This is a genomic window from Nonomuraea sp. NPDC003709, assembly GCF_040610775.1.
GTDB classification, from domain to species: domain Bacteria; phylum Actinomycetota; class Actinomycetes; order Streptosporangiales; family Streptosporangiaceae; genus Nonomuraea; species Nonomuraea angiospora_A.
This window is the reverse complement of the sequence record NZ_JBEXMW010000013.1, coordinates 224,859-239,099: the sequence shown is the minus strand read 5'-3', so window position 1 is coordinate 239,099 and position 14,241 is coordinate 224,859. Positions and strand designations below refer to the sequence as shown.

The window sequence follows — 14,241 nt, the reverse complement described above, 5'->3', positions numbered from 1 at the left end:
CGCCTCTACAGCAGATTCGCCAGCTCGGTCCGCGAGGTGATGCCGAGCTTGGGGAAGGCGCGGTAGAGGTGGTAGCCGACGGTCCGCGGGCTGAGGAAGAGCCGGGCGGCGATCTCCCGGTTGGACGCCCCCTGCGCGGCGAGGAACACCACGTGCCGCTCCTGCGGCGTCAGCCCGCGCAGGGCTGCCGGCAGCGGCTCCGCCGGGCTCGGCTCCCCGGCCGCGCTCAGCTCGGTCGCGGCGCGCTCCGCCCAGGGGAGCCCGCCCAGCTGCTCGAACGCGGCATGCGCGGCCCGCAGGTGGGAGCGGGCCTCGGACCTGCGCCTGGTACGGCGGAGCCACTGCCCGTAGGCGAGCTCGGTCCTGGCCCGCTGGAAGGACGCCTGGGGCGGGCCGTGCAGGTCGAGCGCGCCGACGAAGAGCGGTTCCGCCTCGCCGTCCGGCGCGACCAGCGCCCGGCACCGGAGCGCCACCGCGCCTATCCAGCGCTGGCGCGTGTCCTTCGCCCACTGCTCCAGCAGGGCGAGGGGCTCGACGGCGGCGCCGGGCAGGTCGGCCTGGACCGCCGCGTCGACCAGGTCGGCCGCGCAGCGGACCGCGATCACCGGGTGGTGCGCCGGGCCGATGACCACGCGCTCGAGAAGGTCCACAGCGGCGCCCGCCCGGCCCAGCCCCAGCTCAAGCAGGCCGAGCGCCCAGGTGGCCAGCGCGGCGCTGGCCGGCGCGTCGTGGTCGGCGCAGTGGGCCAGGCTCGACTCGGCGTAGGCCCGGCAGCGCTTCTCGTCGCCGTTCATCGCGGCGATCAGCGCGACCACGCCGCTCAGGTGGCCGACCCGGTGGGTCTGGCCGAGCTCACCGGCGAGCTTCAGCCCCTCGGTGGCCTGCCTGAGGGCTTCGGCGTTGCGGCCGCTCAGCAGGAGCGCGTGGGACTGGAGCTGCAGGGCGTACGGCAGGAGCCCCATCAGGTCCTGGTGACGGCAGTCGGCCACCAGCGTGGAGGTGAGGCGGAGCGCCGCGCCGGCGTCGGCGGCCATCAGGCCCAAAGAGGTGGCGGTGATGGCCTGCTGGGTGGCCAGGGCTGGCGTGTGCTCGACCAGCTCGCCGATGGCGGCGAAGCCGCTGAACGGGCCGCCCGCCATGATCTTCGCCAGCGGGGGGAGCGACCGGGCCAGGGGAGCGGACCAGGTGGGCTGGGTCTCCGGCCACGCGACCTGCGAAGCCGCCGGCGCCGCCCAGACGGCGGCGGCGATCTGGCCGGCCAGCCCCTCGTCGCCGCTGTAGCCGAACAGGCGGATCGCGTCGGCGATCATGACGATGGCCGTCGCGTGGTCGTCGTCGTCGATCCTGGCCACCGAGTCCAGCAGCATCCGTGCGGCCTTGGCCGGCGAGCCGATCTCGGCCTCCACGGTGGCCAGCACGCGGGCGGCGGAGGCCAGCGTCGAGGGTGCGGTACTCAGCTTGGACGCGCGGGTCGCCAGGTCCGCCGCGCGGCGCAGGTGCCCCGCGTCGCACGCGGCGAGCGCGGCGGCGGCATGGTGCCGGGCGCGTGACTCGGGGTCGGCGGTCAGCTCGGCCGCGCGCTCCAGCGCCGACGACGTCCCGATGGCCGCCAGCTCGCGCGCGATCTCCTCGTCCGGCTCCAGCGCGGCGGCGGCGAGATGCCAGACCCGCCGCTCGGGCGACGCCTCGGCCAGGGCCCGGTGTGCGGCGATGCGGGCCGAGACCGGCGCGGACTGGTAGGCGGCGACCAGGATCAGCAGGTGGCGAGGGGTGAGCCCGGCCGGCCGCACCTCGACCAGCTGGGCGGTCTCGGCAGGCTCCAGATCGCCCGGGGTCGCTCGGGCGGCGGCGAGGAGCTCGGAGAGGGAGGCCGCGGGGTCGGCGGCGGCCAGCAGGAGGAGTGAGCGGGTCCGGTCGGGCAGCGCGCGTAAGCGCTCGCCGTACAGCTGGTCGGCCCGCCGCGAACGTCCGGGCCAGCCGGTGTGGAGGCCCAGCGGCGACAGCCTGCCCTCGACCTGCGCGGGGCCGATCCCCGCGGCCAGCTCGCGCAGGGCCAGCGGATTGCCGCGAGCATCCGCGACGATCCGCTCACGCACCTGCGGGACGATGCCCGGCCGGCACTCGGCGACGATGTCCAGCGCCGCCTGCCTGTCGACACCCCGCAGGTCCAGCTCGTCGATCTCCCGCAGCGCGGGCAGCTCGCCCTCGGCGGCCACCAGGATCACCACGCGCGCGGCGGCGAGGCGGCGGACGCAGAAGGACAGGACCGCCAGGCTCTCCCGGTCCAGCCAGTGCGCGTCGTCGATCAGGCAGAGCACGGGCCGCCGTCCCGCCAGGTGGCGCAGGAGGTTCCAGACCGGCAGGTACGGCGAGCGCGGCCAGGCGGGTTCGCCGGGAACCTGTCCCAGGGGCTCCGGCTCGCCCAGGCGGTCGAGGAGGTCGCGTTGCCCGGCGGGCAGGTGTTTCCAGTGCGGGCGGGTGGTCGCCAGCAGCATGTGCAGGCCGCCGTACGGAAGGTGGGACTCCTCGGGCGTGCCGGAGGCGCGCAGCACGATTTGATCACCAGCGATCTCGGCCGCGAAGTCGAGCAACGCGCTCTTGCCCGCCCCGGCTTCCCCGCGGACCATCAAGGCGCCGCTCTCACCAGCGAGAAGTCGCGTGATTCCGGCCTGCTCCGCGATGCGCCCGTGCAGCACGAGGCGAGAGTACCGGACTCGTAGTGGATCTCATACCTAACCGGGAACATTCAGACGTGCTTGATCCACGTCATCCGTACTGATGTGGGACGGACGGGCCGCGATTACGGTCGCCGCCGTGAGGAACCGTTGGGCCATCCGTCTTTGCGCTGCACTGACGGTGACCACTCTTGTCATCGGCGTAGCAGGTCAGGCAGCCTACGCGGCTCCCGAGGAGCCCACGCTCCCCGAGCAGTTGCTGGGCTCGGCGGCGAACCGCGCCCACCAGGCGACGGCGGAGGCGACCCGGGCGAAGACCGAGTCGCCGGAGCGAGCCACCGCCAAGCCGCCCAAGGGGACCGTGCCGCGGGAGGCCCCGAAGCCGCCCGAGCCTGTCTCCCGGCTGTCGAACACCCCGCAGCGGGTGGGCAAGGCGACCGGCAAACCGGGCAAGAGGGAAGCCCACGGGTTCGTCGCCGAGCAGAGCAAGGCGGTGCCCACGCTGGGAGACGCGACGTCGAAGGTCTTCCAGAACCCCGACCACACCTACACCGTGCGCACGTACTCCAGGCCAGTGCGTTACCGGACGGCCACGGGGGAGTGGGCGGACATCGACGTCAACCTGACCGGCGCGGACGGGCGCTGGCGGCAGGCGGCCAACGACGTCGGGGTCGAGGTGGCCGACGACGCCGCCGACCCCAGGCTCCAATCGCTCACCCTGGACGCGGAGCACAGCCTGTCCTTCGCCCTCCAAGGCGCAAAAAGCACCAAGGCCACTATTTCGCGAAATATCGCGAAATATCGTGGAGTGCTGCCTGAGACGGACATCGAGGTCGAGGCGACCTGGAACGGTATCAAGGAGTCGCTGGTCCTGACCTCGCGCCAGGCCGCGACCGGCCCCTGGGACTTCCCCTTCCAGGCCAAGGGCTTGACGGCGCGAAGCTCGTCGCAGGGCGTGGAGTTCGCGGATGAGCGGGGCGCCGTCCGCATCACCGTCCCCGCCGGATTCATGCTGGACGCCAAGGGCGCCCGCTCCGACGCGGTCCGCTACACCCTCGTCGGCGACGTCCTGCGCGTCAGCGCCGACCAGAAGTGGCTGCGCGACAAGGACCGCGCGTTCCCGGTGGTCGTCGACCCCTCCTCGTACGTGCGCACCACCAGCGGCGCCGCCTCCGACACGTACGTCGACAACCACTCCGGCGCGAACCACTCCGGCAGCGACCAGCTCCTGGTCGGCTCCCAGGACGGCACCAAGCGCAACAACGCCTACATCAACTTCAACCTCGCCTCCCAGATCCCCCACGCCTACGTGACCGGCGCCGCGCTCTTCCTCTACAACACCCTGTCGAACTCCTGCTCGGCCAACCCCGTCACGGTGAAGGCCATCACCAGCAGCTGGAACGTCGGCACGATCGCCTCCTATCCCGGCGTGACCCTCGGCGACACCTGGGGCTCGGCCGGCTTCACCGGCGGCGTCACCTGCGGCGGCGCCGCCTGGGCGTGGATCGGGATCAACAGCGCGGGCCTGTCCGCCCTGTCGGACTGGGCCAACGGCGCGGGCAACAACGGCCTGGCGCTGACCGCCGACAGCTTCAAGGAGTTCGCCAGCGCCAACTCGGCCAACCCGCCGTACCTGCAGGTGGACTACAGCCCCTGGCGAGCGCTGTACGCGATCGACTCCGGCGCCACGATCGACCCGCCGGTGACCGCCAACCGCGCCGGCCGGCTCCCCGTCACGGTGATCAACAACGGGATGAACTCCTGGTCCCCCGGCACGGTCAAGCTGGGCTACAAGGTCTACACCACCGGCGGCACCTTCGTGGGCAGCTCCACCGCGGCCGCCGCGCTGCCCTCCACGATCGGCAACAACGGCTCGGCGAAGGTGAGCGCCACGATCGACCCGCTCAACCCGGGCTCGTACCAGATCTGCTGGGACATGGTGACGAACGGGCAGTTCTTCTCCGACTGGGGCGTACCCGTCTGGTGCGTGAGCCTGACCGTGCTCAACCTGCCGCCCCAGATCGACTCGATGTGGCCGGGCAGCGGGTACGTGGAGTCCACGCTGACGCCGGAGTTCACGGCCTCCGGTCATGACGGGGACGAGTGGCCCGGCGGGGAGCTGAACTTCATCTTCAACGTCTGCCTGGTCTCCGACCCCGACACGTGCCCCGCGGCCGGTCTGGTCACGGGCGACTCCAACACCGGTGCCCAGACCGCGAGCTGGGCGGTGCCGCAGGGCAAGCTCAAGTGGGGCGAGCAGTACATGTGGCGCGTCCTGGTCACTGACGGCAAGGACTCCAGCCCGGCGTCCGGGTGGAGCACGTTCCGCACGGTCGTGCCGCAGCCGCTGGTCTCCTCACACGTCTCCGACAGCGCCGGCACGGCCGCCGTCAAGGGCATCGACCCGCTGACCGGCCAGTACGCGGCCACCACCACGGACGCGAGCCTCACCAGCGCCGGCCCCGCGCTGGCGGTCACCCGCTCGTACAGCAGCCTGAACTCGCGCACGGGGATGTTCGGCGTGGGCTGGACCACCGCCTACGACATGAAGATCGTCACCGACAACGACTTCACCGGCAACGTCGTGGTCACCTACCCCGACGGGCGGCAGGCGCGCTTCGGCCGCAACCCCGACGGCACGTACGCCCCGCCCGAGGGCCGGTCGGTGAGCCTGGTGAAGACCGATCTGGCCTGGTTCCTCCGCGACAAGTCCGGCGGCGCGTACGTGTTCGACCCGAACGGCCGGTTGACCGCGATCTACGACGACGACCAGCACGCCGAGTACCTCACCTACAACGGCGACGGCACCCTCGCCAAGGTCGTGAACAAGGTCAGCGGCCGCGGCCTCTACTTCACCTGGAACAGCGGGGTGGTGACCTCGGTCGCCACCGATCCCGCCCAGGGGGCGCCCGCGTGGACCTACGGCTACGGCTACGGCCTGCTCGCCCAGGTCTGCCCGCCCGGCACGACGACGGCCTGCACGAAATACTCCTACAAAATGGTGTCGCACTACCGGACGGCCGTCGTGGACGCCGCCCCCGCGATGTACTACCGGCTGCACCAGAGCGCGTCCAACGAGGCCCGGCTGTTCGTCGGCCAGGACGACGCGGAGGCGGTCAACCTCTCCTACGGCGCGGCGGGCGCCCCGGCCGGGACCACGGACGGCTCGGCGACGTTCAACGGCACGAGCTCGTACCTGCGCATGCCGTACAGCGTCACCGACGAGACCACCTACGCGGCGGTCGGCATGTGGTTCAAGACCACCAAGGCCGGCGTGCTGTACGGCGCGCAGCTGAACACGCTGGAGGACTCCCGGGGCCCGCTGCCCTGGGGCTTCCTGCCGATGCTCTACGTCGGGACCGACGGGAAGCTGCACGGCCAGATGGCCGACGACGGCAGCTGCGGCTCGATGGCGTCGACCGCGGCGGTGAACGACGGGGCCTGGCACCACGTGGTGCTCACCTCGAGCGGGACCTGGCAGAGCCTGTACGTGGACGGGTCGATGGTGGCCAGCCGCACCAAGCAGATCAAGGCCACCCATCTGCCGTACGCCAGCGTCGGGGCCGGTTACACGACCACCTCGGGCTGGTGCCCCGCAGCGCCCGCCGACGCGCGCGGCCACTTCACCGGCCAGATCGACGACCCCGCCTTCTACACCCACCCGCTCGGTTCCACGTCGGTCGCCGCCCAGTACGCGGCCGGGCAGTACACGGGCGTGCTGGAGACGGTCAAGCTGCCCTCGGGCAAGCTGCAGGCCACGCTCGCGTACGACGCCCAGAACGACCGCGTCGCCTCGGTCACCGACGCGGGCGGCGGGAAGTGGCGGGTCTACCCCGCCCAGACGCAGGCCAGCACCGAGTACTACCCGAGCGCGGTCCTGGGCGCCCGGCCGCGCGAGTACTACCGCCTGGCCGAGTACTCCGGCACCCGGGCGGCCAGCGCGGCGTACGGCGACGGGCGCGACACCGACGCGACCTACCACAACGTCTCCCTGAACCAGACCGCGCCCATCTTCCTGGCCACCGGCGGCGACACGGCCGCCGGGTTCAACGGCTCCACCTCCTACCTGGAGCTCCCCGACGGGGAGATCAAGGGCGGCGGAGATCTGTCGGCCGAGCTGTGGTTCAAGACCGCCAAGCCCGGCGTCCTGCTCGCCTACCAGGCCCAGGCCATCACCGACCCGGCCGGGCCGCAGGCGAACTACACGCCCGCGCTGTACGTCGGGACGGACGGCAAGCTGCGCGGCCAGTTCTGGGACGGCGCCGCGGTCGCGCCGATCACCACGAGCAAGAGCGTGACCGACGCGAGCTGGCACCACGTCGTGCTGACGGCCTCCGGCGGCACCCAGTGGCTCTGGCTGGACGGCGCCGTGGTCGGGACCAGGTCCAAGGGGCCGGTGTCCACCATCGCCCAGAACCACGTCTACGTCGGCGCCGGCTTCATCGCCGGTAACTGGCCCGCCAAGCCCTCCGACACCCTGGGCCACTTCACCGGCACCATCGACGAGGTGGCGATCTACTGGAGCAGCCTGAGCACGGACGCGATCGAGGCGCACTACCAGGACGTCGCGACGTTCGGCATCCCCGCCACCACCGTGCTCGCCGCCGACCCGGGCGACAAGCCGATGGTCTACAGCTTCGACCCCCGGCACGGCGGCCGCCCGACCTCGCTGTACGACGCCTCGGGCGGCACCACGCGGTACGGCTACGACCTCAACGGCAACCTGGCCTCGGTGACCGACCCGGACGGGCACACCACCCAGCTGTTCAACGACGACCGGGGCAACCCGGTCATGAAGGTGACCTGCCGGGGCCCGCGCTCCTGCCAGACCTCCTACTTCACCTACTACCTGGACTCCGGCGACCCGCTGGACCCCCGCAACGACAAGCTCACCGGCGCGTACGACGCCCGGGCCGGCGCCGGGAACGACCCGGCGCACCGCACCAGCTACACCTACGACATCTCGGGCGACCTGCTCAGCGTCACCACGCCTCCCGCGAGCGGATCCGCCGGCCGGACCACCAGATACGCCTACACCGACGGCAGCGAGGCCGCCGTCGACGGCGGCACCACCCCGGACGGGCTGCTCGCCTCCGTGACCACCCCCGGCGGCAGGACCACCCGGTACGGCTACCGCCAGAACGGCGACCTCGCCCAGGTGGTGGACCCGGCCGGGCTCACCACGAAGTACGACTACGACGGTGCCGGCCGGCCCACCGCCGTGACCGAGGTCTCCGACACGTTCCCGAACGGCGTCGTCACCTCGATGGGGTACGACGCGCTCAACCACCTCACCGCCACCGTCGGCCCCGCGACCACGGACGCGATCAGCGGCGTCAAGCACCTGCCGTGGGTCATCTACACCTACGACGTCGACGGCAACGTCTCCAAGGTCGAGCAGACGGACCCCACCGGCAAGGACGCCACCCGCACCACGAACTACACCTACGACTCCGCGGCCCGCGTCTCGTCCGTCAAGGACGCCGCGGGCAAGACCACCACCTACGGCTATGACTCCTACGGCAACCTCACCAGCACCGTGGACGCCACCGGCGCCGACCACCGGCGCACCTACGGGCCGACCGGCCTGCTGCTGACCACCAGCATCGCCAACTGGGTCGGCGACCCGCTGGACAACGACGCCCCCAAGGAGCTCGTCCTCGAATCCCGCGCCTACGACCCGGCGGGGCGCCTGGCCACGGTCACCGACGCCATGGGCCGTACCACTCGCTACCGCTACTTCGACGACAACCTGCTCGAATCGGTCTGGGCCGAGGGCTTCCGCAACGCCGACGGGTCCACCCGGGACATCCCGCTCCAGCAGAACACCTACGACAGCGCGGGCAACCTCATCCAGCGGATCACCGGCAACGGCAAGAGCACGACCGCGTACACCGTGGACGCCGCCAACCGCACCACCGAGGCCCTGCTGGACCCCACCGGCATCAAGCGCAAGACCACGTACGGCTACGACGACGACGATCACCTGATCACCCTGGTCCAGGCCCAGAACAGCGCCTACACCTGGACCACGTACGACCTCGACGCGCTGGGCCGGCCCCTCTCCCAGAAGGTCTGGGACGGCGACAAATGGCTCACGACCGCCTGGACCAGGGACCAGCGGGGCCTGCCGCGGACGATGACCGACCCGCGCGGCGCGGTGACCGACTACACCTATGACGAGGCGGGCCGGCTCACCGCGACCAAGGCGCCGACGGTCGCCATCGAGCACTTCGGCGGCGCGCCGTACAACGTCAGGCCGACGACGCGGACCGGCTTCAACAGCTTCGGCGACGTCGTGACGAGCGAGGACGCCGAGGGCTACCAGACCACGATCACCTACGACGCCATGAGCCGGCCGCTCGTCCTCACCCTGCCCGCCTACACGCAGCTCGGCGCCGGAGCCACGGTGACCGGGAGCACCACCAGGACGTACGACGCGCTGGGCCGCATGACGAGCGTCGTGGATGCGCTCGGCCACGGCGACACCTACACCTACAACCAGCTGGGCAACGTGGTCGCCACCACGGACGCGGCCGGCAACCGGTCGCGGTCGGGCTTCGACGCGGCCGGCGAATGGCTCTGGACGCGCGACCAGGCGGGCCGGGTGACCGGGGCGACGTACGACGACCTCGGCCGCCGGATCTCCACCACCGCCGTCGAACGCACACCGGCCGCGGCCGGGTACACCACGACCTACGAGTACGACGACGCGGGCAACCTGACCTACGTCAACACGCCGTCGGGCGCGCGCAGCCAGTTCGGCTACAACGCGGCGGGCGAGGTCGTGGTCGACGTCAACCCGCTGAACCAGGCCCACTGGTACACCCGCGACCACGCCGGCCGGGTGACCAAGGTCGCCAAACCGGACGGCACCGGCAGCACACTGGCGTACGACGGCGCCGGCCGGGCGACCGCGATGGCCGACCTCGACGCGTCGGGCGGCCAGTTGCGGTCGATGACGATCGGCTACGACGCGGGGGGCAACCCGGTCACCGTCAACCGACCCGGCGGCGGGGTCGCCACCTACGACTACGACGCGCTGAACCGGATGACCGGCCAGCACGAGAAGACCACGTCCACGCACACCGTCACCACGACCTTCGGCTACGACGCCGTGGGCAACCGGACCCGCTTCACCGACGGCAACGGCAACGCGACCTCCTACGCCTACAATCCGTGGAACCTCCAGACGGCGATGCTCGTCCCGGCGACCACGGCGTACACCACGCCCGCCCAGCGCCAGACGATCACCGACTACGACGCGGCCGGCCGTCCCTTCCAGGTCACCAAGCCGGGCGGGGTCACCGTCGCCCGCACCTTCGACGCGCTGGACCGGCTCACCGCGGAGACCGGCGCGGGCGCCGAGAGCGCCACGACCGCCCACAGCTTCGGCTACGACGCCGTGAGCCGGCTCACCTCGGCCGGGGGCGACACCTTCGGCTACGACGATCGCGACCATCTCGTCAGCACGGCGGGGCCGTCCGGCACGGCGTCCTTCACCTACGACTCCGACGGCCGCATGAAGACCCGCACCGACAAGGCGGGCACCGCCACCTACGACTACGACGCGGGCAGCCGCCTCGCCACGGTCCGCGACCCGCTCACCGGCGGGACCGCGACCTACACCTACGACTCGATGGACCAGCTCAAGGGCGTGGACTACGGCGGCGCCAAGCGCTCCTTCGAGTACGACGCGCTGCACCGGCCCACCTCCGACACGCTCAAGACCACCGCGGGCGCGACGCTGGCCGCCATCGGCTACGGCTACGACGACGCCGACCGGCTCACCAGCAAGACCACGACCGGTACGGCGGGCGCCGGGGCCAACACCTACGGCTACGACCTGGCGGGCAGGCTGACCTCGTGGAACTCGGTCGCCTACGAGTACGACGACGCGGGCAACCGGACCAAGGCCGGCCCGGCCGCCGCCGTCTACGACGCGCGCAACCAACTGGTCTCCGACGGATCGGCCGGCTACGCCTACACGGCGCGCGGCACCCTCAGATCCAGGACGCCGACCGGCGGAAGCGCGAGCGCGACGAGCTACGACGCGTTCGACCGGATGATCAGCGACGGTGCCACGACCTACGCCTACGACGGGCTGGACCGGCTCGCCTCCACCGCGGGCGTCGCGTTCAGCTACTCCGGGCTGGGCAACACCCCGGCCGCGGCGGGCGCCGAGCTCTACGGCAGGGACCCGGCCGGCGACCTCGTCTCCGTCGCGGGCCTGTACGCCTACACCGACCGGCACGGCGACCTCACCGCCACCTTCACCGGCGCGGGCGCGCTGACCGATTCGGTGGCCTACGACCCGTACGGGAAGGTCGTCGCCAGCTCGGGCACCAAGCGGGGCGTCGGCTACCAGGGCGGCTGGACCGACCCGGCCAGCGGCAAGGTCAACATGGCCGCCCGCTGGTACGACCCCGGCACGGGCGCGTTCCCCAGCAGGGACACGCTCGAGGTGGATCCGGTGCCGTCGATGAAGGGCAACCGCTTCACCTACGCGGACGGCGACCCGCTCAACCGGGTGGACCCGACCGGCCACTTCGGCTGCCCCGCCTTCGTGTGCGGCACGGCCAAAGAAGTGATCAAGGTCGTCAAGGTGGACATCGCCCGGCCGATCTGGAACGCGGCCGACTACATCCTCGTCGGCGGCGGGGAGGTCGGCGCGGCCGCGCGCGGCTCACGGGTCTGCGGTCCGGTCTGGCTCTACTGTCTCGCGGCGGTCGGCGTCGGTGCGGGCCTGGGCTACTTCGCGGGCAAGTGGTGGAAGAACAACTGGTGGAAGGGCTGGCCGGACGGCAGCGGGCCGTACATCGAGTATCCGGACGGCGGCAGCTCGCCGGGCAAGGGCAAGACCGGCGGCGGCCCGGGCGAGGACACCCCCGGCACGGGCGGGAAGGGGCCGCACAAGACACCCAAGACGGATCCTCCGCCTCCGCCTCCGCCGCCCACGCCCCAGGAGCTCGCCGACATCGCCGCGAAGACGCGCGCGACCAGGCCGGGCCCCATCGACCACGACCGGCTGCCCGGTCCGGCGGGCACCTCGCTGGCCGACGCGCTCGACAAGGGGCTCACGCACAGGGTCGACAACGCCATCGACAAGATCCTGGACAAGGTCGGCGTGGCCTTCACGCCGACCGAGGCCGGGGCGGGCGACGGGCAGCCCAACGGCGGGTTCGCCCCGGCCCCGCACGTCGTCGGCCAGTGCTCGGGGGTGTTCGGCGCGGACGCGATGCAGGACTGCCGCGTCGATCCGGGCCCGGGCGTCCCGCAGGACCCGGCGGTGCGGCTGGACCCCTGCCGCGGCGTGACGGGCGCCGGCTCCTCCTGCCTGTCCACACCCGGTCCGCTCGGGACCGCGAGCGCCGGCGACGGATCCGGCACGGGGGCGCGCGGGCCGCTCGCCGCCGACGACCCCTTCGTGCTGGCCCGCGCCGGCGACCGGCCGCGCTGGGCCGCCAGGCTCCCGATGAACATGGACACGGTCCGGAGGGTGGCCCAGGACTGGGACATCCGGATCGACGACCTGACCATCAAGATCGACAAGAGGATGGACGGGCTGGCCGGGGTGACCTATCCCGACCAGACGGTCCTGCTCCGGCGAGCGGCCTTCCGCAGCGAGGAACTGCTGGCCCGCACCCTCGCCCACGAGCGGTACCACGTGGAGGACCTGCGCCAGGGCGGCGTCTATCCGAGGTCCCAGGAAGAAGCGGGACCGTATGAGGACCGGGCCTACGCCTTCGAGGACGAGTGGTGGGCCAACCATCCACGTAACCAGTGACGGAATATGGACGTGTACGCAGAGGACAGCACCGAGGCGGACCCGTTGCCGAACACCCATGACGAGGCGCTCCGATGGGAGAGCTGGCTGCACGCCTACGAGCAGGCTCGTGCCGAGCTGCCCGGACCGATCTCCGGGCTCTGCCCGAACTGCGGACGGGCCTGCCTCCGCCTGGTGTACCGGCTCCGGATCCCTCGCCTGCTCGTCGGTGAGGCCCACTTCTGGTGCGACCACTGCCTGAAGGGGCCTTACCTCGGCAGCGTCGAGATCCCCGAGGCGGCGGCGGGGGAGGCGGACGAGCAGGCGTACCAGCGGCTGAAAGCCACGATCCCGGACTACGAGCTCGTCCCCCCTGCGGCCTAGGCGGTGTCCGGGCCGTAGAGCGCGGCCAGGTCCTCGGAGGTGGACCACCGGCTGTAGGTGGGCGACTGCGGCCAGCCGTCGGGCGAGTCCTGCCACACCTCCTGCCGCCCGTACGGCAGCAGGTCGATCAGCGCGAAGGTGTGGGTGAGCTGCTCGGTGCCCCGGCCGTTGGTGTGCCAGGTGCGATAGACGGTGTCGTCGTCACGCAGGAACACGTTGACGGCGAAGCCCTCTCCGGGTGGTGCGCCGACGTCGGCGCCGAACGGGCTGTTCGCGGTGGAGTACCAGGTCATCCTGTTCCCGACCCGCCGCCTGTAGGCGAGCGCCTCGTCGATCGGGCCCTGGGTGACGACGACGAAGCGGGCATCGTAGCTGTCCAGGAACTCCAGCCGGGTGAACTGCGAGGTGAACCCCGTGCAGCCCGGGCACTGCCACTCCTTGCCCGGGAACCACATGTGGTTGTAGACGATCAGCTGCTTCTTGCCGTCGAAGACGTCCGCCAGCCGAACCGGTCCGTCCTCGCCCTCGAGGGTGTAGTCCGGCATCCTCACCATCGGCAGGCGGCGGCGCTGGGCGGCGACGGCGTCGAGTTCCCGGGTCGCGGCCTTCTCCCGGGCACGCAGTGCTTCGAGCTGACGCTGCCAGGTGTCGGCGTCGACGACGGGCGGTAGTGCGTTCGTGCTCATGGTCCCTCACTGATCACGTGCGTGGTTTGCAGGTGCATCGGTAGAGACCAGGCCCGGCAGTCAAACTCATCGGTGGCCGGCCTGCTTCTGGGCGGCCTGTTCGAGGCGTTCGCGGTAGTCCGTCCACCACGTCTCGTCGGCGCCCGGCAGGAGGTCGTTGTCCTGGCGGCCGACGGCGCCGTCGATCAGCTCGCGGACGATGTCGGCGTGACCGGCGTGGCGGTTGGTCTCGGCGAGCACGTGGACGAGGACGCGGTGCAGGGAGACGGGGTTGCGGTCGGCCGGCCACCAGGCGACCTCACCGGTCGCGTCCAGGGGCAGCTCCTCGATCGTGGCGTCCGCGTGGGCCCAGGCGCGACGGTAGAGGGCGATGATCTGCTCGCGGGACTCGTCGGGCGTCGCCCACATGTCCGCGTTCGCCTCGGCGTCCTGCTCGAGCCAGGGCAGCGGCTCGCCGGACGGGCGGCCGAAGGTGTCGCCGAAATAACCGAGCTCGACGCCGGCCAGGTGTTTGACCAGACCGAGGAGATTGGTGCCGGTCGGAGTCAGGGGGCGGCGGACGTCGTACTCGGAGAGGCCGTCGAGCTTCCACAGGAGGGACGCGCGGACGGTCTTGAGATAGTGATGGAGGTCCGCTTTCGGGTCCGATGTCTGCATGTCGGGCATTGTGCCAGGTGTCCGCGCCGGCGGCCGGGCCTCTATCCTGGGGCGGCCGCTTCGGCGGGACGGT

Annotated in this window: 5 protein-coding genes; 2 read left to right on the top strand and 3 right to left on the bottom strand. The window is 71.8% G+C overall.

Annotated elements, in window-relative coordinates:
• Positions 1-5: 5 nt before the first annotated feature.
• On the bottom strand, positions 6-2,696 hold the full coding sequence (locus tag ABZX61_RS35285) for a LuxR family transcriptional regulator (protein WP_355200413.1): 2,691 nt from the start codon (positions 2,694-2,696) through the stop codon (positions 6-8).
• Positions 2,697-2,856: 160 nt separating this feature from the next.
• Between ABZX61_RS35285 and ABZX61_RS35280 the strand changes: the two genes are divergently transcribed.
• Entirely contained in the window at positions 2,857-12,462 is a 9,606-nt protein-coding gene (locus ABZX61_RS35280; RefSeq protein WP_355200412.1) for a LamG-like jellyroll fold domain-containing protein, read from the top strand.
• Positions 12,463-12,468: 6 nt separating this feature from the next.
• On the top strand, positions 12,469-12,825 hold the full coding sequence (locus tag ABZX61_RS35275; protein ID WP_355200411.1) for a hypothetical protein: 357 nt from the start codon (positions 12,469-12,471) through the stop codon (positions 12,823-12,825).
• On the opposite strand, the gene ABZX61_RS35270 is transcribed toward ABZX61_RS35275, so the two are convergent.
• Positions 12,822-13,511, bottom strand: a complete 690-nt coding sequence (locus ABZX61_RS35270) for a DUF899 family protein (protein ID WP_355200410.1) — start codon at positions 13,509-13,511, stop codon at positions 12,822-12,824. The genes ABZX61_RS35275 and ABZX61_RS35270 overlap by 4 nt on opposite strands.
• A 66-nt stretch (positions 13,512-13,577) precedes the next feature.
• On the bottom strand, positions 13,578-14,168 hold the full coding sequence (locus tag ABZX61_RS35265) for a DinB family protein (protein ID WP_355200409.1): 591 nt from the start codon (positions 14,166-14,168) through the stop codon (positions 13,578-13,580).
• Between the last annotated feature and the right edge of the window lie 73 nt (positions 14,169-14,241).

What these genes read in the sequence shown, in the direction of transcription:
- ABZX61_RS35275 (WP_355200411.1), top strand. Translation starts at nt 12,469, where the DNA reads ATGGACGTGTACGCAGAGGACAGCACCGAGGCGGACCCGTTGCCGAAC.
- ABZX61_RS35270 (WP_355200410.1), bottom strand. Translation starts at nt 13,511, where the DNA reads ATGAGCACGAACGCACTACCGCCCGTCGTCGACGCCGACACCTGGCAG.
- ABZX61_RS35265 (WP_355200409.1), bottom strand. Translation starts at nt 14,168, where the DNA reads ATGCAGACATCGGACCCGAAAGCGGACCTCCATCACTATCTCAAGACC.